This window comes from Telluria sp. RB2R28 (genome assembly GCF_059685835.1).
The window spans coordinates 187,197-211,950 of sequence record NZ_JCASIK010000007.1 but is presented as its reverse complement, the minus strand read 5'-3'; the positions used below and the strand labels follow the sequence as shown (position 1 = coordinate 211,950).

At 63.5% G+C, this 24,754-nt stretch carries 22 protein-coding genes and 1 pseudogene; 19 read left to right on the top strand and 4 right to left on the bottom strand.

What is annotated here, in order from left to right; genetic code table 11:
- Positions 1-117, top strand: a pseudogene (locus AC56LV_RS22160) (HDOD domain-containing protein); the annotation flags it as partial.
- 1,975 nt (positions 118-2,092) lie between these two features.
- On the opposite strand, the gene AC56LV_RS22155 reads toward AC56LV_RS22160, so the two are convergent.
- Positions 2,093-3,427 (bottom strand): sigma-54 dependent transcriptional regulator, encoded by a 1,335-nt coding sequence (locus tag AC56LV_RS22155; protein ID WP_499560804.1) that lies wholly within the window; start codon positions 3,425-3,427, stop codon positions 2,093-2,095.
- A gap of 492 nt (positions 3,428-3,919) precedes the next feature.
- On the opposite strand from AC56LV_RS22155, the gene ubiE reads away from it, so the two are divergent.
- The 12 genes from ubiE (at position 3,920) to AC56LV_RS22095 (ending at position 14,876) form a co-directional block, all read left to right on the top strand.
- Entirely contained in the window at positions 3,920-4,654 is a 735-nt protein-coding gene (gene ubiE / locus AC56LV_RS22150) for a bifunctional demethylmenaquinone methyltransferase/2-methoxy-6-polyprenyl-1,4-benzoquinol methylase UbiE (RefSeq protein ID WP_343026523.1), read from the top strand.
- A gap of 33 nt (positions 4,655-4,687) precedes the next feature.
- Complete coding sequence (locus AC56LV_RS22145; RefSeq protein ID WP_499560802.1) at positions 4,688-5,671, top strand: Tim44 domain-containing protein; 984 nt, start codon at positions 4,688-4,690, stop codon at positions 5,669-5,671.
- Positions 5,672-5,802: 131 nt separating this feature from the next.
- On the top strand, positions 5,803-6,492 hold the full coding sequence (locus AC56LV_RS22140) for a ubiquinone biosynthesis accessory factor UbiJ (protein ID WP_499560800.1): 690 nt from the start codon (positions 5,803-5,805) through the stop codon (positions 6,490-6,492).
- Positions 6,489-8,045: a ubiquinone biosynthesis regulatory protein kinase UbiB gene (gene ubiB, locus AC56LV_RS22135; protein WP_183554085.1), complete on the top strand. Its 1,557-nt coding sequence runs from the start codon at positions 6,489-6,491 to the stop codon at positions 8,043-8,045. The genes AC56LV_RS22140 and ubiB overlap by 4 nt, the downstream gene beginning before the upstream one ends.
- 381 nt (positions 8,046-8,426) lie before the next feature.
- Positions 8,427-8,756, top strand: coding sequence for an FmdB family zinc ribbon protein (locus AC56LV_RS22130; RefSeq protein ID WP_499560798.1), 330 nt, complete (start codon positions 8,427-8,429; stop codon positions 8,754-8,756).
- Between the two features lie 47 nt (positions 8,757-8,803).
- Positions 8,804-9,430, top strand: a complete 627-nt coding sequence (locus tag AC56LV_RS22125) for a DUF502 domain-containing protein (protein ID WP_499560796.1) — start codon at positions 8,804-8,806, stop codon at positions 9,428-9,430.
- A 67-nt stretch (positions 9,431-9,497) separates the two neighbouring features.
- Positions 9,498-11,300, top strand: coding sequence for an aspartate--tRNA ligase (gene aspS / locus AC56LV_RS22120; protein ID WP_499560794.1), 1,803 nt, complete (start codon positions 9,498-9,500; stop codon positions 11,298-11,300).
- A 47-nt stretch (positions 11,301-11,347) separates the two neighbouring features.
- Complete coding sequence (nudB, locus tag AC56LV_RS22115) at positions 11,348-11,818, top strand: dihydroneopterin triphosphate diphosphatase (RefSeq protein WP_499560816.1); 471 nt, start codon at positions 11,348-11,350, stop codon at positions 11,816-11,818.
- A 338-nt stretch (positions 11,819-12,156) separates the two neighbouring features.
- Positions 12,157-12,366: a hypothetical protein gene (locus tag AC56LV_RS22110; RefSeq protein ID WP_183554079.1), complete on the top strand. Its 210-nt coding sequence runs from the start codon at positions 12,157-12,159 to the stop codon at positions 12,364-12,366.
- 133 nt (positions 12,367-12,499) lie between these two features.
- On the top strand, positions 12,500-13,312 hold the full coding sequence (locus AC56LV_RS22105; protein ID WP_482897108.1) for an endonuclease/exonuclease/phosphatase family protein: 813 nt from the start codon (positions 12,500-12,502) through the stop codon (positions 13,310-13,312).
- A gap of 4 nt (positions 13,313-13,316) precedes the next feature.
- On the top strand, positions 13,317-14,477 hold the full coding sequence (clsB, locus tag AC56LV_RS22100) for a cardiolipin synthase ClsB (protein ID WP_499560792.1): 1,161 nt from the start codon (positions 13,317-13,319) through the stop codon (positions 14,475-14,477).
- Between the two features lie 12 nt (positions 14,478-14,489).
- Complete coding sequence (locus AC56LV_RS22095; protein WP_499560790.1) at positions 14,490-14,876, top strand: RNA-binding S4 domain-containing protein; 387 nt, start codon at positions 14,490-14,492, stop codon at positions 14,874-14,876.
- A gap of 12 nt (positions 14,877-14,888) precedes the next feature.
- Here AC56LV_RS22095 and AC56LV_RS22090 read toward each other — a convergent pair whose 3' ends face one another.
- Complete coding sequence (locus AC56LV_RS22090) at positions 14,889-15,299, bottom strand: hypothetical protein (protein ID WP_499560788.1); 411 nt, start codon at positions 15,297-15,299, stop codon at positions 14,889-14,891.
- 339 nt (positions 15,300-15,638) lie between these two features.
- Between AC56LV_RS22090 and AC56LV_RS22085 the strand changes: the two genes are divergently transcribed.
- The 6 genes from AC56LV_RS22085 (at position 15,639) to AC56LV_RS22060 (ending at position 22,997) form a co-directional block, all read left to right on the top strand.
- Positions 15,639-16,256 (top strand): TetR/AcrR family transcriptional regulator, encoded by a 618-nt coding sequence (locus AC56LV_RS22085; RefSeq protein WP_482897112.1) that lies wholly within the window; start codon positions 15,639-15,641, stop codon positions 16,254-16,256.
- Between the two features lie 48 nt (positions 16,257-16,304).
- Entirely contained in the window at positions 16,305-18,095 is a 1,791-nt protein-coding gene (locus AC56LV_RS22080) for an acyl-CoA dehydrogenase C-terminal domain-containing protein (protein ID WP_499500572.1), read from the top strand.
- 33 nt (positions 18,096-18,128) lie between these two features.
- Complete coding sequence (locus AC56LV_RS22075) at positions 18,129-20,525, top strand: 3-hydroxyacyl-CoA dehydrogenase/enoyl-CoA hydratase family protein (protein ID WP_499560786.1); 2,397 nt, start codon at positions 18,129-18,131, stop codon at positions 20,523-20,525.
- Positions 20,526-20,549: 24 nt separating this feature from the next.
- The gene (locus AC56LV_RS22070) at positions 20,550-21,746 is read left to right on the top strand and encodes an acetyl-CoA C-acyltransferase (RefSeq protein WP_258837255.1); all 1,197 of its coding nucleotides are present in this window, start codon (positions 20,550-20,552) and stop codon (positions 21,744-21,746) included.
- A 113-nt stretch (positions 21,747-21,859) separates the two neighbouring features.
- Positions 21,860-22,633 carry an enoyl-CoA hydratase gene (locus tag AC56LV_RS22065; protein WP_499560784.1) on the top strand — a complete coding sequence of 258 codons (774 nt, stop codon included), beginning with the start codon at positions 21,860-21,862 and terminating at the stop codon, positions 22,631-22,633.
- Positions 22,634-22,760: 127 nt separating this feature from the next.
- Positions 22,761-22,997 (top strand): hypothetical protein, encoded by a 237-nt coding sequence (locus AC56LV_RS22060; protein WP_183554058.1) that lies wholly within the window; start codon positions 22,761-22,763, stop codon positions 22,995-22,997.
- 45 nt (positions 22,998-23,042) lie between these two features.
- Here AC56LV_RS22060 and AC56LV_RS22055 read toward each other — a convergent pair whose 3' ends face one another.
- Together AC56LV_RS22055 and AC56LV_RS22050 are read right to left on the bottom strand one after the other, a co-directional pair.
- Positions 23,043-23,489 (bottom strand): type 2 periplasmic-binding domain-containing protein, encoded by a 447-nt coding sequence (locus AC56LV_RS22055; RefSeq protein ID WP_499560782.1) that lies wholly within the window; start codon positions 23,487-23,489, stop codon positions 23,043-23,045.
- Between the two features lie 2 nt (positions 23,490-23,491).
- On the bottom strand, positions 23,492-24,745 hold the full coding sequence (locus AC56LV_RS22050) for a hypothetical protein (protein ID WP_499560780.1): 1,254 nt from the start codon (positions 24,743-24,745) through the stop codon (positions 23,492-23,494).
- Between the last annotated feature and the right edge of the window lie 9 nt (positions 24,746-24,754).

Sequence of the window (24,754 nt, the reverse complement as noted above, 5' to 3'; positions counted from 1 at the left end):
CGCATTCCGCCGCGGCCGAGCCTGCTCGCCGATCTGCAGCGCGAGCTGGGGGCCGACGATCCCTCCCCCGACGCCATCGGCAAGATCGTGGCCAGCGACGTCGGCATGTCCGGCGCCTGCCGTACCGGTGGCGCCTGCGCCGCCCGTGCCGGCCAGAGCCGCGCCAGCGCCGCCGGTGCCGCCGGTCGAGGTGCCGCCTGCTGCGCCGCTACCCGAGGTATTCGACGATGCGGCGCCCGAGCCACCCGCGCCGCCGGCTGAACCGGCACCGCCCGCACCCGCCATCGAGTCGCCCGCGCCATTGGTGCTGGCGCCGCTGGTCGGGCTGCCGGCCGTGCTGGTGCCACCGGTATTGGTCGATGCGCCGCTGGCGCCGCCTGCCGCTGCCGGATCGCTGCCTGGCGTGCCGCCGGCACCCGTCGATGCCATGGCATCGCCGATGCTGGCCGAGCCGCCGCTCGCGCCATTCGAGGCATTCAGGCTCGAGCCTGACGAGGTGCCGCCCATGCCGCCAGCGCCGCCCATGCCGCCTGCACCGCCTGCGCCACCCCATGCCGAACCGGTGTTGCCACCCGCGCCGCCTGCGCCGCCGGTCGCCGAACCGGTGCGGCCGCCATTGCCGCCAGCCAGCGAGCCGGTCGAGCCGCCTGCGCCGCCCACGCCCGTGCCGCCTGCTGCGCCCGAGCCGCCATTGGCCTCGCCACCTGCTGCGCCCGCGCCACCCGTGCCGGCGCCGCCTGCTGCGCCGTTACCGCCGGCAGCGTAGCCACCCATGGCCCCGGATGCACCTGCCCCGCCCGTGGCGCCCGCAGCGCCCGTGGCGCCGCCTCTGCCGCCAGCGGCGTTACCGACGCTCGACGAGCCGGTCGAAGCCGTACCAGCCGCCGCGTAGCCACCCGCGCCGCCCGATGCGCCTGCCGCACCCGACGCTGCGCCGCCGGCTGCGCCGGTGCCGCTGGCCCTGCCGCCATAGCCCACGCCGCCCGCAGCGCCGGAGCCGGATGCGCCGTTGGCGCCGCCGTTGTTCTGGGCGGTGTTGCCGATATTGCTGATGCTATTGCCGCTGACATTGCCGGTCAGGGCGCTGGTCGACGTTGCCGACGAGGTGTTGAACGAGTTCGCGACCGATGAGCTGGCGGTGCCGCCGTTGTTGGCGGCTGCGGCGCCGGCCACTTCGGCAGTGGCGTCACCCGAGCTGTTGTTCTGGCCCGAGCTGTCACGGCTGCTGTCGCTGGTGTTGGAGGTCGTGTTGCTGGTGGTCGACGTGTCGTTGCTGTCGACCTGCATGGTGCGGGTGTCGGACTGGTTGCTGGTCTGGCTGTTGTTGTTGGTCGTCGTGTTGTTCGTGACGCGGTTGTCCGAGTTGTCCACCTGGTTGTTGGAGGTGGTCGTGTTGGTGCGCTGGCTGTTGTCGGTCTGCGTGTTGGTGTTCGTGTTGTTATTCGTGGCCGTGTTGTTGCTGTCGGTCTGGCTGTTGTTGGTATTGGTCGCAACGTTGTTGCTGTTCGCCTGGCTGTTGTCGGTATTCGTGGTGTTGGTGGTCGCAGTGTTATTGCTGTTGCTGGAGTCCGTCAGCGTGCTGCTGTCCGTGTTGGTGGTATTGGTGATCGTCGACGTCTGGGTATTGCCGCCACGGACGTCGTTCACGGTGTTCTCTTGGGCGTGGGCCATGCTGAAAGCCAGGGCGATCGCGGTTGCCAGGATAGTGCGCTTCATTATTGCTCCCCTAATATCACGGTTTAAGTATCCCGAGGTCTCGTGACGCCCGGTCCACTTCGGTATTAGCAGGTCTCGTGCCAGCACAGGCCGCTTGAGCAAGTCCTTGATTTTGTAGGACTAATTTGATGAGTTCGCAAGGTGGATCACAGAACGATGAAGGACACCAATAGCTGAAACGACAAGTGTCTCTGTCCTGTTACACAGTTGCAGAATTGATCAGGAAACTGTATCAAATTGCAACCGAAAGACCGGGTTTACAGAGTGAACAAGGCACATCAGTGTGCTGCCTGTTGGCAAGCACGCTGCATAAAAACCCTGTGAATTCAAGGAGAAACGCGGTAGGACGAGGCCGACGCCGGGCGAGGAATGACGCCTACACCGAAATCTCGTGCTTGGCCATCAGGCGATACAGCGTCATGCGCGATACACCCAGTTCGCGCGCTGCCCGGCTGATGTTGTTGCCGCTGCGGGCCAGGCTCTCGCCGATGGCCACGCGTTCGGCGCTCATGCGCGATGTGCCCAGCCCAACGCCGTTCGGGCAGATGGGCCCGACCCCCGGCAAATCGAGGTCTTCCGGCATCACCAGGCGATGCTCGGCCAGGACCATGGCGCGGCGCAAGCGGTTGATCAGCTCGCGGACATTGCCGGGCCAATCGTAGCGCGTCATGGCCTGCAAGGCTTCACGGCTCACGCCCTTGAGTTGCGGACTGCGTTCGCTGGCAAACTTGTTGAAGATGAGATCGGTCAGCAGCGGCAAGTCTTCCTTGCGTTCCCGCAGCGCCGGTACGCGGATCGGAAACACGCTGAGGCGGTAGTACAAGTCTTCGCGAAAGCGACCGTCGGCCACGGCCTGGGGCAGGTCGACGTGGGTGGCGGTGATCACGCGTGCATCGACCGCGATGGTGCGGGTGCCGCCGACCCGGTAGATCACGCGCTCTTGCAGGAAACGCAGCAGGCTTGCCTGGAGGTCCAGCGGCAGGTCGCCGATTTCGTCGAGGAAAATGCTGCCGCCCGATGCCGCTTCGAGCAGGCCCTGCTTGTCGCGCATGGCGCCGGTGAAGGCGCCCCGTTCGTGACCGAACAGTTCCGAGTGGATCAGCGCCGGCGCCATGGCGGCGCAATTGATGGCGATGAACGGGCCGGTGGCGCGCGGCGAGCGCAGGTGGATTTCCTGCGCGGCCAGCTCCTTGCCGCTGCCGCTTTCGCCGCAGATCAGGACCGGCGCATCGACAGCGGCGATCTTGTCGATGTGCGAGCGCAGGCGGGCGATCGCGGCCGAGGCGCCGTCGATGTGGCTCACGCGCAGTGCGCCGTCGTGCAGCGCTGGCCGCGTGGCCATGCTCGCCATGCCGTGGGCGTGGCCCAGCGAGTGCTGCAGCCGCAGCGTGTCGACCGGCAGCGTATGAAAGTCGACCAGATGGGCCGCGATCAGTTCGCGCAGGGCCGGCTGGACGAGCCGGTGCGCGTCGAAGACACCGACCCAGCGCATGTGGTGGTGCTGGTGCAGGAAACGTTCGAGCTCGGCATCGTCTGCGCTGTCGCTGCTGTCGAGCAGCAGGCCCACGCCGTAGTGTTGCTCGGACAAGACCTTGCGCGCCGCCGCCAGATGCTCGACGACGCAGACGTCCCAGCCGGGCAGGGCGCCATGGCAGGCACGGGCGTGCGCACTGCCTTCACGTGTAATGCAGATAAGACGTTTTACAGGCACCGGTATCCTCATCAGACTGGTTGGCACCCGCTACGCTGTGATGCATCCCGGCACACCATGGGGACCATGCAACGTCGATGGGCGCAACGACCGGCGTTTGCCGGCTGAAAGATCGTGCTAATTAAACCAAAATTGCGGCACGCATGGCGCACAACTATTGATAAAGTTCTAATGAGAAATGCAATATTGAATCGAAAGTTTGAGTTTTCGCATAACTATTTGAAAATAGAGTTTGTCTGTTGCTAATGATCTTAGTCGCGGTGAGCGGCTTGGAAAAGAGGCACGTGCGATGATTCTGGCCTAATTGCACGCTGTCGGGCAGATGCGTTGTGGGTAACCAACAGGCGGAAAAAGTTGAATCCAAACGGGAGAAAGGCGCGTAATCCGCCTTGCCAGCGCCCGTGTTGAACGCGTTGGCGGTAGCCAGCTCAGCAGCGCGGCCCTCGCGCCGGGTCCTTGTATAATGTGGCGACCCCCAACCTGCATGCCACTATGACAAACACCACCCACTTCGGCTACAAGACCGTCGCCGAGGACCAGAAGGTCCAGGAAGTCGCCAAGGTCTTCCATTCGGTTGCCGCGAAGTACGATGTCATGAACGATCTGATGTCGGCCGGCCTGCACCGCGCCTGGAAGCTGTTTACGATCGCGCAGGCGGGCGTACGGCCCGGCTTCAAGGTGCTCGATATCGCCGGCGGCACGGGCGACCTGGCCAAGGCCTTTGCAAAGCAGGCCGGCAAGACGGGCGAAGTCTGGCTCACCGACATCAACGAATCGATGCTGCGCGTTGGCCGTGACCGTCTCTTGAATAAAGGACTTGTCACCCCAACCATGTTGTGTAACGCCGAAAAGTTGCCGTTCCCGGACAATTACTTCGACCGGGTCAGCGTGGCCTTCGGCCTGCGCAACATGACGCACAAGGATCAGGCGCTGGCCGAGATGCACCGGGTACTCAAGCCGGGCGGCAAATTGCTGGTGCTTGAGTTCTCGAAAGTGATTGCGCCACTGCAAAAGCCGTATGACGTGTATTCGTTCTCGGTGTTGCCATGGCTGGGCCAGCGGATTGCCGGCGATGCTGAAAGCTATCGCTACCTGGCCGAATCGATCCGCATGCACCCCGATCAGGACACCCTGAAGGGCATGCTGCAAGACGCAGGACTGGAGCGGGTCCAGTATTTCAACCTGACGGCGGGTGTGGCCGCTTTGCACACCGGTATCAAGCTGTAGTTTCAACTGAAGTTCCAATCAAGGACGGAGACAATGAAAAAATTCCTGGTCACGACGCTCCTCGCAGTCACCGCATTCTCGATGGTGGCCGAGGCCTACGCACGCCCGATGGGTGGCAAGCGCTCCGTCGGCCGCCAGTCGCAGGCCGTGCGCCAGATGCCGGCCCCGGCGCCGGCGCCCGCGCAGAACATGCAGCGCCAGACCCCGAACCAGGCCGCGCCAGCTGCTGCCGGCGCTGGCGCAGCGGCTGCCGCCAAAAAGCCAAGCATGATGCGCAACATCCTTGGCGGCGCATTGCTGGGCCTTGGCCTGGGCATGCTGCTGTCGCACCTGGGTATTGGCGGTGCAATGGCCAGCATCATCGCAGGCATCCTGATGTTCGCGCTGTTCGGCCTCGTCATCATGTTCCTGGTGCGCATGTTCCGCCGCAAGGACACGCCGGCCAATCCATCCGCAGCCGGTTTCAGCGGCGGCTTCAAGCCGCAGGCGGCCGGTGGCGTTGGCACGCCTGAAATCGGTTCGGGTCTGCGTCCACAGCCCACCGCATTCCAGGGTGGCGTTGCACTGGAAAAAGACCGCGGCGGCCTGAATGCATCGGGTTTCGGTAATGCGGCTACTCCGGCAGCGCACCAGCAATGGGGCGTGCCGGCCGACTTCGACAGCGAGAGCTTCCTGCGTCATGCGAAGTCGTCGTTCATCCGCATGCAGGCAGCCTGGGATCGTGGCGACACGAACGACCTGCGCGAATTCACGTCGCCGGAAGTGTTCGCTGAACTCAAGCTGCAGATCCAGGAACGCGGCGCCGTCGCTGATTTCACCGACGTCGTCAATGTCGATGCGCAGTTGCTGGGCATCGAACAGACGGCCACCGATTACCTGGCGAGCGTGCAGTTCAACGCCATGATCCGTAGCGCGAAAGATGCATTGCCAGAGCCGTTCGTCGAGGTCTGGAACATGTCCAAGCCGCTGTCGGGCGCGGGTGGCTGGGTGCTGGCTGGCATTCAGCAGCCGAACTAAGTACGCCGCAGGCGAACCGGAATTATTTTGTTTGCCGATTCCGTAACGCCGGGTGCGTGCCCGGCGAACTGGTAAGATCAAAACCGCCCGAATCACTCCGGGCGGTTTTGTTTTTTGAGGGTAGTCCTGCCATGTTTCCGAATCTTCCATCCCTGTCGACCTTGTCACCCCAGCATGCGCTGACCGTGCCTGCAGTTGCCGCGATCAATCACCTGCTGGCCCAGGAAGCCTGGGCCCGGGCCGCGCTCGCGCGCCATGCCGGCAAGCAGGCGTGCATCGATGCCGGCGTGGCCCAGCTGCGCGTGCTGGTGGCGCCTGACGGCCTGTTCGAGGCCAGCCAGGATGCAGCGCCGGCCAACGTCACTATCCGCATCAAGCCGGCCGACCTGCCGCTGATTGCGCAAGACCGCACGCGCGCGCTGTCGTACGTGAAGATCGAGGGCGACGCCGAATTTGCCAACGTCATTTCGCAGCTGGCCAACGGCCTGCGCTGGGATGCCGAGTACGACCTCGAGCGCGTGGTCGGGCCGGTGGCCGCCTACCGCCTGCATCAGGGCGCCCGCCGCACGGTGGGTGGCCTGGGCGAAGCAGGGCGCCGCCTGGCCGAGAACCTCGCTGAATTCCTGGCTGACGAGCGGCCGGTGCTGGTGCGTCCGGTCCAGCGCGACGCCTTTGCCGCCGATGTCGTGCGCCTGCGCGACGACGTCGAGCGCAGCGCCAAGCGCATCGCGCGGCTCGAACAGGCGCTGGCCCAGCGCAGCACCGCCAAACCTTCTTCCACCTTTGCTGTAAGCGCAGACCAGAATCCGGATCGTCGATGATATTGAAATTCCTGCGCCTGCTGCGCATTCTCACCGTCTTCACCAAGTACGGCCTGGACGAAATCGCCGTCACCAGCATCAATGCCCCGCGCACCGCGCGCCTGATGAACACGTTCTTCTTCTGGCGCACGATCACATCGCCACGCGCCGTGCGGCTGCGCCAGGCGCTCGAAGAACTGGGCCCGATCTTCGTAAAGTTCGGCCAGGTGCTGTCGACCCGGCGCGACCTGGTGCCGCCCGATATCGCCGATGAACTGGCCATGCTGCAGGACCGGGTGCCGCCGTTCGGCTCCGACCTGGCGGTGGCGCAGATCACGCGCTCGCTCGGCACCCATCCCGACCAGCTGTTCGCCCACTTCGAGCGTGAGCCGATCGCCTCGGCGTCAATCGCCCAGGTGCACTTCGCCACGCTCAAGAACGGCAAGGAAGTCGCCGTCAAGGTGCTGCGCCCGGGCATGAAGAAGCTGATCGACGAGGACATGGCGCTGATGCGCATGGCCGCGAACCTGATCGAAAAGGTCTGGAGCGAAGCGCGGCGCCTGAAGCCGCGCGAAGTCGTCGCCGAATTCGACAAATACCTGCACGACGAGCTCGACCTGATGCGCGAGGCCGCCAACGCCAGCCAGCTGCGCCGCAACTTCGCCGATTCGACGCTGCTGATGGTGCCCGAGATGTACTGGGACTATTGCTCGAGCAGCGTGATCGTCATGGAGCGCATGCACGGCCTGCCGGTGTCCCAGATCGATCGCCTGGCCGCCGCCGGTGTCGACCTCAAGAAGCTGTCGCGCGATGGCGTGGAGATTTTCTTCACCCAGGTGTTCCGTGACGGCTTCTTCCACGCCGACATGCATCCCGGGAATATCCTGGTTTCGACCGCACCGGAAACGCTGGGCCGCTATATCGCGCTCGACTTCGGCATCGTTGGCACGCTGACCGACTTCGACAAGGATTACCTGTCGCAGAACTTCCTGGCCTTCTTCCAGCGCGACTACAAGCGCGTGGCCGAGGCCCACATCGAGTCGGGCTGGGCGCCGCCGAGCACGCGCGTCGACGAACTCGAATCGGCCGTACGCGCCTGCTGCGAGCCGATCTTCGATCGCCCTCTCAAAGACATCTCGTTTGGCCAGATCCTGCTGCGCCTGTTCCAGACCTCGCGCCGCTTCAATGTCGAAGTGCAGCCGCAACTGGTGCTGCTGCAAAAGACGCTGCTCAATATCGAAGGCCTGGGCCGCCAGCTCGACCCCGACCTGGACTTGTGGAAGACGGCCAAGCCATACCTTGAGCGCTGGATGGCCGAGCAGGTGGGCTGGCAAGGCCTGGTCGAGCGCCTGAAGGCCGAAGCGCCGCGCTACGCCCAGATCTTCCCGCAACTGCCGCGCCTCGTGCACCAGGCGCTGGAACGCGAGTCGAAAGGGCACCATCCGCACATCGCCAACAGCGAGATGATGGCGATGCTGGTGGTGGAGCAGCGCCGCACCAATCGCATGCTCACGTTCCTGACCTTGCTGGCGACGGGCGCCTGCACCGCGCTGGCTGCGCTGTACTTCCTCTGAGCGCAACGAAGTAGGGTGGACGGGTTTCCGGTCCACGCGTCCAACTGACGCGCGCCCAAGAAAAAAGCCCGCGTGAGCGGGCTTGATAAGCTGTGTTCTTTTATGGGCTGCGATGATATGAACATCTCGCAGCCTTCTGTTTCTTGTGTTCTCGCAGTGGCAGAGCTTTCCTGCGACCAACATCCGGTAAAGAAGCCGTATTAAATCACCGATGCTGTGCACGAGCAAACAGTTCGCCTGCTGGCGTAGTGAAAAACAACACGATGAGGCCCGCGTTTGTCGATCGCGGCGCTGTCTTGTGCCCGGGCCATCGCAATGCCGTAAATGCTGCGGCAAAAGCTTTATAATTCAGGGTTTTGAAGATTTTTGCGGAGCACCAGAATGCCGATTTATGCCTATCGCTGCGAAGAATGCGGTTTTTCCAAAGATGTACTGCAAAAGATATCGGATCCGGTCCTGACCGTCTGCCCGTCCTGCGCCAAGCCATCGTTCAAGAAGCAGGTGACTGCGGCCGGTTTCCAGCTCAAGGGCTCGGGCTGGTACGTGACCGATTTCCGTGGCGGCACGCCGCCTGCCACCGGCACCGCTGCGGGCACGGGCGGTGCTGACGCAGCGGCCGCGCCGGCCGCAGCAGCTGCACCGGCCACGCCAGCGCCTGCCGCGCCTGGCACGGGCAGCACCAGCAGTGGTGGCGACAAGAGCAGCACCTGAGCCCGGCGCGTCCCTGCGCCGCGCCAACAAGAATAACGGGATATCCGATGCGTAAATATTTCATCACCGGTCTGCTGGTGCTGGTGCCCCTGGCGATTACGGCCTGGGTCCTGAGCCTGATCATCAGCACGCTCGACCAGTCGCTGATGTTCGTGCCGGCCGCCTGGCAGCCGCGCCAGTTCATCGGCATGGACGTGCCGGGCATTGGCGCGGTGCTGACGCTGGCCATCGTGTTCGTCACGGGCCTGCTCACCAACAACCTGGTGGGCAAGTACATCGTGCGCGTGGGCGAGCGCCTGCTCAAGCGGGTGCCGGTGGTCAGCTCGCTGTACGGCAGCGTCAAGCAGGTGTCCGACACGCTGTTCTCGTCGTCCGGCAATGCCTTCCGCCAGGCGGTGCTGATCCCGTATCCGCACGCCGACTCGTATACGATCGCGTTTCTGACCGGCGTGCCGGGCGGCGACGTGACCAACCACCTGGTGGGCGACTTCGTGAGCGTGTACGTGCCCACGACGCCAAATCCCACCTCGGGCTTTTTCCTGATGATGGAACGCAGCCGCGTGAAAGAACTCGACATGACCGTCGACGCGGCGCTCAAGTACATCGTCTCGATGGGCGTGGTCGCACCGAGCCATGTGCCGCCCGGCGCCGCCAATACTGCGGCCGCCAAATAACGCATCACAGAATCTGGGCCGCCCGTGATGGCGGCGCCGACAAATCAATCAACCTGGAACGAAAACTATGTCCACCATGCGTACCAATTACTGCGGCCTCGTCACCGAGGAACTGCTGGGCCAAACCGTCAGCCTGTGCGGCTGGGTGCACCGCCGCCGCGACCACGGCGGGGTGATCTTCATCGACCTGCGCGACCGCGAAGGCCTGGTGCAGGTGGTCTGCCATCCGGACAACGCCGCTGTCTTCAAGGCAGCCGAGCACGTGCGTAATGAGTATTGCCTGCGCATCGTCGGCACCGTGACCAACCGTCTGGCCGGCACCGTCAACGCCAACCTGGCCTCGGGCAAGATCGAAGTGACCGCGACCGAAGTCGAAGTGCTCAATGCTTCGGTGCCGGTGCCGTTCCAGCTGGACGACGACAACCTGTCGGAAACCACCCGCCTGACGCACCGCGTGCTCGACCTGCGCCGCGGCCAGATGCAGCACAACCTGAAGCTGCGCTACAAGGTCTCGATGGAAGTGCGCAAGTACCTCGACAACCTGGGCTTCATCGACATCGAAACCCCGATGCTGACCAAGTCGACCCCGGAAGGCGCGCGCGACTACCTGGTGCCATCGCGTGTCAACGCGGGCAATTTCTTCGCGCTGCCGCAGTCGCCGCAGCTGTTCAAGCAGCTGCTGATGGTCGCCAACTTCGACCGTTACTACCAGATCACCAAGTGCTTCCGCGACGAAGATCTGCGCGCTGACCGCCAGCCTGAATTCACCCAGATCGACTGCGAAACCTCGTTCCTGACCGAACAGGAGATCCGCGACATGTTCGAAGAAATGATGCGCGTCGTGTTCAAGAACACGACCGGCATCGAACTGCCGAACCCGTTCCCGGTGATGGACTTCGCCACCGCGATGGCGATGTACGGTTCGGACAAGCCGGACATGCGCGTCAAGCTCGCCTTCACCGAACTGACCGAGCTGATGAAGACGGTCGAGTTCAAGGTGTTCAACAGCGCCGCCAACCTGCCAAATGGCCGTGTGGTCGGCATGCGCGTGCCGCAGGGCGGCTCGATGCCACGTTCGGAAATCGACGCGTACACCCAGTTCGTCGCGATCTACGGCGCCCGTGGCCTGGCGTACATCAAGGTCAACGAGAAAGCCAAGGGCCGTGACGGCCTGCAGTCGCCGATCGTCAAGAACCTGTCCGACGAGGTGCTGGCGCAGGTGCTGGAACTGACGGGCGCCGAAGACGGCGACCTGATCTTCTTCGGCGCCGACAAGGCCAAGGTCGTCAACGACGCCCTGGGCGCGCTGCGCGTGAAGATCGGTCACTCGGAATTCGGCAAGAAGGCCGGCCTGTTCGACGACGTCTGGTCGCCGCTGTGGGTCATCGACTTCCCGATGTTCGAGTACGACGAAGACGGCGATCGCTGGACCGCGACCCACCACCCGTTCACGGCCCCGAAAGACGGCCACGAAGACATGCTCGAGACCAATCCGGGCGCCTGCATCGCCAAGGCCTACGACATGGTCCTGAACGGCTGGGAACTGGGCGGCGGTTCGATCCGTATCCACCGCGAAGACGTCCAGAGCAAGGTGTTCCGCGCGCTGAAGATCGACGCCGAAGAAGCGCAGCTCAAGTTCGGCTTCCTGCTGGATGCGCTGCAATACGGCGCGCCACCGCACGGTGGCCTGGCCTTCGGCCTGGATCGCCTGATCACGCTGATGACGGGCTCCGAGTCGATCCGTGACGTGATCGCGTTCCCGAAAACGCAGCGCGCGCAGTGCTTGCTGACCAATGCACCGTCCGAAGTCGACGAGAAGCAATTGAAAGAGCTGCACATCCGCCTGCGTAACGAACCGAAGGTCGCGTAATGGCGGGCGGGGGAGGCGGCCTGGCTGCCGACCCCGCTCATCCTGTCATGCAAGCCTACAAGATCCCTGAATCGGTGCTGGTCGTGATCCACACGTCCGAGCTGGACGTGCTGGTGATCGAACGCGCCGGTCAGCCGGGCTTCTGGCAATCGGTCACCGGCTCGCTCGACCGGCTCGACGAGCCGCTGCTGGAGACGGCAGCGCGCGAACTGTTCGAAGAAACCGGCATCGTGGCTGACGGCACACAGATCGTCCTGTGTAACTGGCAGTTATCCAATATCTACGAGATCTATCCCCTCTGGCGTCACCGCTACGCCCCCGGCGTGACGCAGAACACCGAGCACGTGTTTTCTGTCTGCGTGCCGCGCGACATCCCCATCATCCTCAGCCCACGCGAGCACGTTGCCCACGCCTGGCTGCCCTACCTGGAAGCGGCTGACCGCTGCTTTTCGGCTTCGAATGCCGAAGCCATCCTGCAACTGCCACGCCAGCTCGCTTCCAATCCAAAAAGCAAATAAAATTTCTTCAAAGAAGCATATTTGCAGTAAATCATCATTGAATTTCGCTTATACCAAGCAATAAAATGACGTTTTAGAGCAAAAGTACGTAAGTGCTTTTTTTAATTTGGCTCTGTTCGCTGGCGCTCACATAGGCACGAAAAAATGCACGTTCTCCTATGAAGATACATTTTGAGACACTTGATAACACGTTTCGTGAATGAATTAAATATGGTCGCCAACGGACGGGCACCATATATTCCACGGTTGACAGTCAGAAATCAGTAGTCTAAGGTCAATAGTTCACCCAGTGTGAATTTTTGATGTGCAACTTTTAAGTGGATGATTCTGAGAGAAAAATGGATAACTTCAAACTGAATAGCGACAAGAAAGTAAAAGCAATCACACTCGGCGACGATTGCATTTATATCGACCTGATGGATGGCCTGCGCCTGTGTGGCCCAATGGCGCCCCGCGCGCAAAAGGATGAGGCAGCAGCACACCGTCCGCGCCGCATGATCGTCTCGGGCCACGAAGCGGTGTACGACCAGGCGCACGCGATCGCCTGAAAACAGTTTGTTACTGTTGGTTTCTAAAAAGAGTGCGAGAGCTGGCAACCTGCCGAACGCGCCAGCGCTTTAATAAGCGCACGATTGGGGCCGTTTCACGAGAACGGCAGTCCGATCCGGGTAGAATGTTCCCATGAAAATTCGTGTGGCTACCTACAACATTCACAAGGGCGTTTCCTCGCTGCGCAGCACGCCCCGCGTGATCGCACTGAAGAAAGCGATCGCTGAATTCGACGCCAATGTCGTCTTCCTGCAAGAAGTCCAGGGCCGGCACGACCGGCACCAGGCACGCTTCGGCAAGGAAGACCGTGGCCATCGGCACTGGCCTGAAACCGCCCAGTACGATTATTTCGCCTCCGACCTGCACCACACGGCCTATGGCATGAACGCGGTCTACGACCACGGTCACCATGGCAATGCGCTGCTCAGTACGTACCCCATCGAAAACTCGCATAACCACGATGTCTCGGACCACGCCTACGAGCAGCGCGGCATCCTGCACTGCGTGCTGGGTACGCCCGAGTGTCCGGTGCACTGCTATGTCGTGCACCTGGGCCTGTTCGAAGGCGGGCGCGGGCGCCAGACGCAGTCGCTGATCGACGCTGTCAATTCGTCGGCGCCGAACGGCGAGCCGGTCATCATCGCGGGCGACTTCAACGACTGGCGCAACACCCTGAGCGACAAGCTGCGCGCCGGCCTGGGCGTGTGCGAAGTCTTCGACGAGCTGGGTCCGCGCTCGCCAATGGGCGACATGGTGCGCAGCTGGGCCGGGCGCAAGCCGCGCCTGGCGCCGGCGCGCACGTTCCCGGCGATGCTGCCGTGGTTCCGCCTGGACCGCATCTACGTGCGCGGCTTCAAGGTCAACTCGGCGCAAGTGATGCACGGTCCCCTGTGGGCCAAGCTGTCCGACCACGCACCGATCGTGGCGGAACTCGAGCTGGCCTGAGGCCATGCGCAGCGTCACCTTTGTCGACCATAACGACATCACGCTGTTAGAGAGCGGCGTTGCGTTCTTCCCGGCGCTGATCGCCGCGCTCGACGCCGCCCGGCATGAGGTGCTGTTCGAAACCTATATTTTTGCCGAAGACGACACGGGCGACGCCGTGCGCGATGCGCTCGCGCGCGCGGCCAGACGTGGCGTGAAGGTGCGGGTTCTGGTCGACTGGTTCGGCACCGGCCATCGCGTCACGTCCCGGCTGGGCCTGGTACTGGCCGAGGCCGGCGCCCAATACCGCGTCTTCAATCCGCTGTGCAAGCGCGGCATCGCCCGCTCGCACCGCAAGATCACCGTGATCGATCGCGAGCTCGCCTTTGTCGGCGGCATCAACGTCAACGACGACTGGCTGTGCGACCACGCCGACGGCCATCGCCTGCCGGCGCCGCGCTGGGATTTCACGGCACGGCTGCGTGGCCCAATCGTCGCCCAAATCCACGACGAAGCGCAAGGGCAATGGACCCGCACGGGCCGCCTGCGGCTGCGCAAGCGCCTGGAACTGTTCCGCGAAATGCGCAAGCCGCCGCCGCCATCGTGCGCCAGTCCCGCGCGCGCCGCGTTCGTCGTGCGCGACAACCTGCGCAACCGTACCACGATCCAGCGTGCCTATCTGCAGGCGCTGGGTCATGCGCGCCACAGCGTGCTGCTGGCCACGCCGTACTTTGCGCCGGGCCGCAAGTTCCGCAAGGCGCTCGCGCATGCGGCGCAGCGCGGCGTCGCCGTTACGCTGCTGATCGGGGTGGGCGAGTTCGCGATCCAGGACGCGGTGGCGCAATCGTTCTATCCGAAACTGCTGGCCGATGGCATCCGCGTGGTCGAGTACCGCAGGACCCAATTGCATGCGAAAGTGGCGGTGGTGGACGACTCCTGGGCCACGGTCGGCTCGAGCAACTGCGACGGCCTGTCGCTGTTCGTGAATCAGGAAGCCAATATCGTCGTGGACGATCAGGTCTTCGCCGCATCGATGCGCGCGCACATCGAACGGGGCATCGCGGACGGGGTCGAAGTCTGTCCGCAGGAATTTGCCGACATCGGCTGGCTGCGCCGCGCGATCAACGGCTGTGCATATGTCGGCTACAAACTGGTGATGCGCGTGTGCGCCATCGGGTATGCGTAATAAAGGATAACGATGGACAAAGACAAAGAGAACGTCCGGCTGGACAAATGGTTGTGGGCAGCACGGTTTTTCAAGACGCGTTCGCTGGCCCAGGATGCGGTCGAGCGGGGCAGGGTGCGGATCGACGGCGAGCCAGTCAAGCCGGCGCGCACCGTCAAGATCAACGACAAGATGCTGATCGATAACGGCTCGGATCGCTGGGAAATCATCGTCGCGGCCATCTCTGGCGCGCGCGGTGGCGCTCCTGTCGCGCGCACGCTGTATTTCGAGACCGACGAAAGCGTTGCCAAGCGCGAGAACGACAAAGTCGCACGGCGTTTGTATCCGGAACCGAGCCTGGAAATCAAGGGGCGGCCGACCAAGCGCGATCGCCGGGCGATGGAGCGCGCCGGCGACTAGGCGCAGCAGGCGTTATCGCATGACCAGCAAGGCCACAATCAGCGCGACGACCACCAGCACGATGGCAAACACGCGGATGCTCTTGCCGGATCGGGGACGCACATGCTGCGCCGGTGGCGCGCTTTCCAGCGCCCGGTTCGAGGCGACGACATCGACGGCCTTGTCGACGACGACCTGCGCCGTGTCGCGGTCCAGCCCGCGCCGGACCAGATCGGCAATCGCGTCGTCCGCCGTCGCGCCGCTGTCCAGCCGCGCACTGGCGTGGCCGATCAGCACCAGAAAATGCTGCATCGAATCCGTGCCGTCTGGCGCTGCGTGACCGGACTGAGCGCTACCTTCCTGGAGCGAGAAGGCGCGAATCGCCAGCTGCAGTTCGCTGCCGTCCGCTTCGACGACCTGCTCATTCTGATGGTTGCTGCTCATGCTCTGGACCTTTCGTCGGTGCGCTGGATGTTGCCGGGTTTGTTGCCCGATTATTAATGGTAACAGTCAAGCTGCAAACGGGTGCGCCGTGCTCGTAAATGACGCACCGGTCACCCCGAAAATGCTGTACCTTTAGCAGATGAAACAACTATTTTCTGCCGCTCGCCTGCAAGCCGGGCCGTCAGCAAAAGGCGCTTTCTCCGGGTGTCGCGGGTTGTTTTTCATCAATAGAACCGCACCTCTAAGTTCCCGTTTGACATTCCAGGCCCGATAGATAATAGTACGAGCGTTCGGATTTTTTCGAGACCAGGGGAAGCTATCAGTACTTCAGCAAAATTCATGCGCAAGGGCGAGCAGACGCGGGCGGCAATTCTCGACGTCGCGCTCGAGCTCGCCAGCCGCAACGGCCTCGAAGGCTTGACGATCGGCCTGCTGGCCGACCGGATGAGCATGAGCAAGTCTGGCGTGTTCGCCCACTTCGGTTCGCGCGAAGACCTGCAGCTCGAAGTGGTCAAGCTGTACCACCACCGCTTCGAGCAAGAGGTCTTCTACCCGAGCATCAAGGAAACCCGCGGCCTGCCGCGCCTGGTGGCGATGTACACGCGCTGGGTCAAGCGGGTGTCGGTCGAAATCGCGTCCGGGTGCATCTATATCAGTGGCGCCGTCGAATACGACGACCGCGAAGGCCCGATCCGCGAAGAGCTGGTGTCGATGGTCCGCGCGTGGCAGGGCGCCTTGCTGCGCAGTGTCGAGCAGGCGATCGAACTGAAGCACCTGCACACCGGTTTCGACGCCGAGCAGCTGGTGTTCGAGATGCACGGCCTGATCCTGGCGCTGCACCACGATGCGCGTTTCCTGCGCAATCCGGGCGCCGTCGAGCGGGCCCGGGCCGGCTTTGAACGCCTGATCGAAAATTACCGCAATTCCCAACAATCGCAAGACCACCAGGCGGCATAAGGCCGCCTGTCACGTCCAACAATCGTCACACCTCTTCAGGAGAAAACCATGGGTCAGTACGTCGCGCCAATCCGGGATATGCAGTTCGTTCTGCACGAGTTCCTCAATGTCACCGAAGAATTCAAGAATCTGCCGAAATACCAGGAAATCGATACCGACATCATCAACCAGGTACTCGAAGAAGGTGCAAAATTCACCCAGGAAGTGCTGTTCCCGCTGAACCACTCGGGCGACCGCGAAGGCTGCACCTTCAATGCTGCCGACAAGAGCGTGACCACGCCGAAGGGCTTCAAGCAAGCGTATAAACAGTATGTCGAAGGCGGCTGGGCGGCGCTCGCGTGCGATCCGGAATACGGCGGCCAGGGCCTGCCGATCACGCTGAACAACTCGTTCTACGAGATGCTCAATTCGTCGAACCAGGCCTGGTCGATGTACCCGGGCCTGTCGCACGGCGCCTACGAGTGCCTGCTGGAGCACGGCACCGACGACCAGAAGCGCCTGTACCTGCCAAAGCTCGTCTCGGGTGAATGGACCGGCACGATGTGCCTGACCGAAGCGCATTGCGGCACCGACCTGGGCCTGTTGCGTTCGAAAGCCGAACCGCAAGGCGACGGCACCTACCTGATCACCGGCTCGAAGATCTTCATCTCGGCCGGCGAACATGATATCTCGGACAACATCGTCCACCTGGTGCTGGCACGCCTGCCGGATGCACCGGAAGGCTCGAAAGGCATCTCGCTGTTCCTGGTGCCGAAGTTCATGCCGAACGAAGACGGCTCGATCGGCGAGCGCAATGGCATCGCCTGCGGCGCCATCGAAGAAAAGATGGGTATCCACGGCAACTCGACCTGCCAGATGAACCTGGACAACGCACGCGCCACGCTGATCGGCCAGCCGCATAAAGGCCTGCAGGCGATGTTCGTGTTCATGAACGCCGCCCGCCTGGGCGTGGGCATGCAGTCGCTCGGCCTGACCGAAGTGGCGTACCAGAACGCGCTGGCCTATGCAAAAGACCGCATCCAGATGCGCAGCCTGTCGGGCGTGAAAGCACCGGACAAGCCAGCCGACCCGATCATCGTGCACCCGGACGTGCGCCGCATGCTCTTGACCGCAAAAGCCTTCGCTGAAGGCGGCCGCGCGTTCTCGTCGTACGTCGCGCTGCAGATCGACCGCGAACTGAACCACACCGATGAAGACGTGCGCAAGGAAGCGGCTGACGAAGTGGCCCTCCTCACGCCAATCATCAAGGCCTTCATCACGGACAACGGCTGGATCGCAACGTCCGAAGCGATGCAGGTCTACGGCGGCCACGGCTACATCGCCGAATGGGGCATGGAACAGTACGTGCGCGACGCGCGCATCAACATGATCTACGAAGGCACCAACACGATCCAGTCGCTGGACCTCCTGGGCCGCAAGATCCTGATGGACAACGGCGCCAAGCTGCGCAAGTTCGGCGAGAAGATCAAGAACTTTGTTGAAGACAATGGCCTGGACGAGAACATGTCCGAATTCGTCACGCCGCTGGGCGAGCTGGGCGACAAGGTCACCAAGCTGACGATGGAAATCGGCATGAAGGCCTTCCAGAATCCGGACGAAGTGGGCGCCGCCGCCGTGCCTTACCTGCGCGTGGCCGGTCACCTGGTCTACAGCTACCTGTTCGCGCAGCAAGCCAAGATCGCACTGGCCAAGCTCGATTCGGGCGACCGCTTCTATGAATCGAAGCTGGCGACGATCCGCTTCTACTTCGCACGTCTGTATCCGGAAACCGCGATGCTGATCCGCCAGGCACGCTCGGGCGCCGCGAACCTGACAGCGCTGGACGCCGACCTGTTCTAAGCACTCACGCCCAACCCAACAAGGAAATCTTACATGTCCAATTTCATCGTCAAGAAAGTCGCCGTGCTGGGCGCCGGCGTGATGGGCGCGCAAATCGCCGCCCACTGCGTGAACGCCAAGGTGCCAGTCGTGCTGTTCGACCTGCCGGCTAAGGAAGGTCCAAAGAACGGCATCGTCCTGCGCGCCATCGAGAACCTGAAAAAGCTCTCGCCAGCCCCGCTGGGCAACAAGGATGACGCGGCCCTGATCGAAGTGGCCAACTACGAGGACAACCTCGACGTGCTGGCCGGCTGCGACCTGATCATCGAAGCCATCGCCGAGCGCATGGACTGGAAACACGACCTGTACGCCAAGGTCGCGCCGCACATCGCGCCAAACGCGATCTTCGCGTCGAACACGTCGGGCCTGTCGATCAACAAGCTGGCCGAAGGCTTCGACGCCGAACTGAAGGCGCGCTTCTGCGGCGTGCACTTCTTCAACCCGCCGCGCTACATGCATCTGGTCGAACTGATCCCGACCACGGACACGCGTCCTGACATCCTGGACCAGCTCGAGACCTTCCTGACCTCGACCCTGGGCAAGGGCGTCGTGCGCGCGAAAGACACCCCGAACTTCATCGCCAACCGTGTCGGCATCTTCGGCATGCTGGCCACGATCGTCGAAGCCGAGAAATTCGGCCTGTCAGTGGACGTGGTCGATGACCTGACCGGCGCCAAGCTGGGCCGCGCCAAGTCGGGCACCTTCCGCACCGCGGACGTGGTCGGCCTGGACACGATGGGTCATGTGATCAAGACCATGCAGGACAACCTGAAGGACGACCCGTTCTTCAGCGTCTACAAGACGCCGGACATCCTGGCCAAGCTGATCGAAAAAGGTGCGCTGGGCCAGAAATCCGGCGCCGGCTTCTACAAGAAGGTCGGCAAGGAGATCCAGCGCCTGGACTTCGCCACGGGTGAGTACGTCACGGGCGGCGCCAAGGCAGCCGACATCGTTGGCCGCATCCTGAAAGAGAAAGACCCGGTCAAGAAGTTCAAGGCCATGCGCGAATCGACCAACCCGCAGGCGCAGTTCCTGTGGGCGATCTTCCGCGACGCGTTCCACTACATCGCGTTCCACCTCGAATCGATCGCCGACAACGCGCGCGACATCGACTTCGCGATGCGCTGGGGCTTCGGCTGGAGCGTCGGCCCGTTCGAAACGTGGCAGGGCGCCGGCTGGACGCAGATCGCGCAGTGGGTCAAGGAAGACATCGACGCCGGCAAGGCGCTGTCGACTGCACCGCTGCCAGCCTGGGTGTTCGAAGGCAGTGTGGCCGAGAAGGGTGTGCATACCCCTGAAGGTTCGTACTCGGTCGCCAAGAGCGGCTACGTGCCGCTGTCGGACCTGCCGGTGTATCAACGCCAGCAGTTCCGCGCACCGGTCGTGGGCCTGGGCGGCGCCGACCCAAAAACCGCTGGCACCACCGTGTTCGAAGACGAGTCCGTGCGCCTGTGGCACTCGGACGACGAAGTCCTGGTCGTCTCGCTCAAGACCAAGATGCATGTCATCGGCGATGGCGTCATCAAGGGCCTGCAGCGCGCTTTGAGAGAAGCCGAAGCGGGCTTCAAGGGCATCGTGATCTGGAATACCGACGCCGCTGAAGGCGGCGCGTTCTCGGCCGGCGCCGACCTGCAATCGGCCCTGCCAGCCTTCATGGCCGGCGGCGCAAAGGCGATGGAGCCGATCGTGCGCGAGCTGCAGGACACCTTCATGGCGCTCAAGTACTCGAACGTGCCGGTCGTCGCTGCAGTGGCGGGCCTGGCGCTGGGCGGCGGCTGCGAGCTGGCGCTGCATGCCAGCAAACGTGTCGCGTCGATCGAGTCGTACATCGGCCTGGTCGAAGTGGGTGTGGGCCTGGTGCCTGCCGGCGGCGGCCTGAAGGAAGCAGCGCTGCGCGCGGCAACCGAAGCCAAGGGCAACGACATCCTGCAATTCCTGAAGAACGGTTTCATGAACGCGGCCACCGCGCAAGTGTCGAAGTCGGCACTGGAAGCCAAGGCGATGGGTTACCTGAAAGAAGACGACGTGATTGTCTTTAACGCCTACGAACTGCTGCACGTGGCGAAAACCACGGCGCGCGCCATGGCTGACGCTGGCTACCGCGCACCGGCGCGCCGCACGTTCCCGGTCACCGGCCGTTACGGCTGGGGCACGATCCGCGGCCAGATGGTCAATATGCGCGACGGCGGCTTCATCTCGGCCTATGACTACCAGCTGGGCGACACCATCGCCGAGATCGTCACTGGCGGCGACATCGACCAGGGCAGTGTGGTCAGCGAGCAGTGGATCCTCGACCTGGAGCGCAAGGCCTTCGTGGCGCTGCTGAACAATCCGAAAACGCAGGAACGCATCATGGGCATGATGCAGACCGGCAAGCCAGTGCGCAACTAAGCGTCGACAGAACAGGACACTGACATGAGCAAACAACTTCAAGACGCATACATCGTCGCAGCGACCCGTACCCCGATCGGCAAGGCGCCGCGCGGCATGTTCAACAAGACCCGCCCGGATGATCTGCTGGTGCACGCGATCCGCGGCGCCATGGCAGCCGTGCCGAACCTGGACCCGGCGTTGATCATCGATGCGATCATCGGCTGCTCGTTCCCGGAAGCCGAGCAGGGCTTCAACATCGCCCGTAATTCGGTGGTACTGGCCGGCTTGCCGAACACCGTGGGCGGCGTGACGGTCAACCGTTACTGCGCCTCGGGCATCACCGCACTGGCGATGGCCGCCGACCGCATCCGCGTGGGCGAAGCCGACGTGATGATCGCCGGCGGCGTCGAATCGATGTCGATGGTGCCGATGATGGGCCACCACCCGTCGATCAATATGGACACGTTCAAGGACGAGAACGTGGGCCTGGCCTACGGCATGGGTCTGACGGCCGAGAACGTCGCCAACCAGTGGAAGATCTCGCGCGAAGACCAGGACGCCTTCGGCCTGGAATCGCACCGCCGCGCGATCGCCGCGCAGCAGGCCGGTCACTTCAAGGACGAGATCACCCCGGTCGACGTCATCACCCGCACGCCGAACCTGGCCACCGGCCAGATCGACGTCAAGACCCGCACCGTTGACACCGACGAAGGCCCGCGCGCCGACGCCAGCATGGAAAGCATGGGCAAACTCAAGCCCGTGTTTGCGGCCAAGGGTTCGGTCACGGCTGCCACGTCGTCGCAGATGTCGGATGGCGCCGGCGCCCTGATCGTCGTCAGCGAAAAAATCCTGCGCGAGCACAACCTGACGCCGCTGGCCAAGTTCTCGTCGTTCGCCGTGCGCGGCGTGCCGCCGGAAATCATGGGCATCGGTCCGAAGTTCGCGATTCCTGCAGCGCTGGCCGCCGCCGGCATCACGCAGGACCAGCTGGACTGGATCGAGCTCAACGAAGCCTTCGCCGCGCAGGCGCTGGCCGTGATCCGCGATCTGGGCCTGGACACCAGCAAGGTCAACCCGCTGGGCGGCGCCATTGCCCTGGGCCACCCGCTGGGCGCAACCGGTGCGATCCGCGCTGCGACCGTCGTGCACGCGCTGCGTCGCAATAACCTCAAGTACGGCATGGTGACGATGTGCGTCGGCGCCGGCATGGGCGCTGCGGGCATTATCGAACGCGTCTAAGCCAGCCAGTACGATCACCGCGTGGGCGGGAGACCGGGCCACCCTCTCGTAGGGTGGGCGGGTCTCCCGCCCACGCGTCCAACCAGCCCAAGAATAACCGGGAGACAACCACCATGAGCATCCTCACCACCACCGCCGACGGCATCCTCACGATCACCTTCAACCGCCTCGAACGCAAGAACGCGATCACCGGCGCGATGTACCAGACGATGGCCGACGCCTTGCGCGCCGCCGAGCAGGACACCACGATCCGCGCCATCCTGATCGCGGGCCAGCCCGAGATTTTCACCGCCGGTAACGACCTCGACGATTTCTTGAACAATACCGGCGAAGGTGCGATGACGCCGGAGCGTCCGGTGTTCCAGTTCATGCTGGCGCTGGAAGGGTGCACCAAACCGGTGGTCGCGGCCGTGGCCGGCGCCGCCGTCGGCATCGGCACCACGCTCCTGATGCATTGCGATCTGGTCTACGCGGCCGACAACGCCAAATTCTCGATGCCGTTCTCGCAGCTGGGCCTGTGCCCTGAATTTGCGTCGTCGCTGCTGGTTGCGCAGTCGGCCGGCTACACGCGGGCCGCCGAAAAGCTGATGCTGGGCGAGTCATTCCTGGCCCAGGAAGCGCTGGAGATGGGCATCGTCGCGCGCGTGCTGCCGGCCGCGGAACTGCTCGCGTTCGCGCAGGCGCAGGCCGCCAAACTGGTCAAGCTGCCCCCCGCCTCGATCCGCACCACCAAGGCGCTGATGCGCCGCGCGCGCACCGCGCACGTCAGGGACACCATCGCGGCTGAAAACGAACAGTTCAGCGCGATGCTGGGCGGCGCCGAAGCGAAGGAAGCGTTCACGGCATTCTTCGAAAAGCGCAAGCCGGATTTCAGCAAGTTCGACTAGTCGGCCAGCCGGCGAACTGGCGGCACCGGGGCGCACCCCCACAGCCGTTCGCCGGTATCATGTGCCGAACCGTGCCCGCCACCGATGACGATGTCCATGCGGCGGGCGCTTGCTAAAAAAGGGTGATATGAGAACGACAGAAAATACTGCGGTCGCCGAGTTGGCGTTTGAACTTGGCAAGGTAACGCGCAGGGCAATCGATGGCAGTTATGGCAAGGCCGATCCGGTCGAATTGTCGCGGGTGGCCAATGCGCTGCTCGAAGCAGGCCAGGAAAAAATCCTGAATGATGTGCTGCTGGTGTTTGTCGCCGGCTTCGAAGAGGGCGACCCGCCGGAACGGCGTGCCGATCCCGAAAATCGCTGAAATTCGCTGGAACTTGCTGACAGGCGGATGGCGCTGGCGCGCCTGTCAGCGCACGATCAGCACCGCGCGCACGCTGGGATCCAGCGCCGTGCGCTCGACATAGCCGATCATCCCCGGATTTTCGGCAATCATCCTGCGCATGGCGGCGTTGCCATCGACCTCGGCCGGTGGCTGGCCGCGGCCAGTGAAGATCAGTCTGGCCCAGTGCGCTTTCACGAGCGCCGGGGTGCGATGCGTGACCTTGCTGTAGAACTCGTCACGCAGCGGCGAACCCAGATCCTGGTCGATGGGCACCACTTCGCTGCCGTTCGGGAAGCGGTTGGTCTGGAACAGGAAGATCTCGGCGACCTGGTCGGCACTGAGCATACTGATGTTGCTGCGCGCCGAGACGATCACGGCCAGTTCTGCCGCCGGGGCAGCGCTGGGCGCCAGCGCAAGGGCGGGCCCCAGGCACAGGGACAGCAACAGTGTGGAAAGCGAACGGTTCATCATGGTCAGAAAACGACGTCCATGCCAAGGCTGAGGACGTTGAACGCCTGGCCGGAACGGAACCCCGGCTGGACGTTGATCAGGGTGCCGATCGAGCCGCCGCGCGGCGTGACGCGATCGAGCTGCGCCTTGAGTGCAATATTCGGCGCGACGTCCCAGCGCACGCCGACGCTGGCGGTGTCCTGGACACCAATCTGGCGCAGCTGGTCATTCAATGCATTGTTCAACAAGCCCGCCACCGCCGCCGCTTCGGGCGGCAAGCCGTCCAGCGGCAGCCCGGCCGTTTGCGTGGCGAGGTTGGCGACCAGGCGCGCATAGGTAACATAGGGCGCCACATTACCGAAGCGCCGGCCGGCCGACAGATACGAGGCGGTCTGGTCGCCCAGGAGCGAGCTGGTGTTGATGCGCCCACTCTCGCCGGTGATGAACCAGTTGCCCGGATCGTAGTTGAAGCCGGCGCTGAACACGCGCACATGGCGCTTGGCGATATCGTAGCGGTCCGCCAGCGCCTCGCCCGGCGGGCCGAAGGCACGCAAGCCGTCGAACAGCGCTTGGGCCCCCGGCACCACCAAGAGCGCCTGGGCCGCCGTGAAGCGCACGGTCAGTGCGCCGGCGGTCGCGCTCTCGGTGAGGCCGACGATGTTGCGGGCCTTGCCAGTGAGGTCCTTGTTCAGGCGTGCGGCCGCATGGCCGAGCGACAGTGTGGTCTCGTGCTTGACCTGCCCGGTATGCCAGCGGTACGAGGCGTCGACGCCGTCGCTGTAGGAAATCGGTATCAGGCTGTACAGTTCGACGGGCGCGCGCATCCAGGGCAGGGCGTAGCCCACCTTGCGATAGTCGGCGGCCAGGAACAGCGGCAGCGCAATGCGCCCCGCGCGCAGCGACAGCTCCGGCGTTGCCTGAAACTTCACATTGGCCCAGGTAAGGGACGTCTTGTACGAATTCTCGATGCTTTTTTCCTGCGTCGCCTGGACCACGGCCGACCAGCGCTTGTCGAACCGGACATCGAGTTGCGCACCGGCGCGGCTGTCCACATCGAAGGCCCAGGTTTTGGAATAGCCCGCCTGGCCGGGGGAGTTGGGGTTGACCGTGTAGTCGCCCTGGTCCTGGGTGGCATGGACGGCGGCGGCGGTGCCGAATCCGGTCACGTTCCACGTTGCCTGCGCGCGCGCATCGCCCTGCGGCCAGGCCAACAGGCAGAGCAGCAGAGCGACGGGGGCGACGCCACGCGCCGCCGGGGTGCTTAACATGAATGTCATGACGTCGTC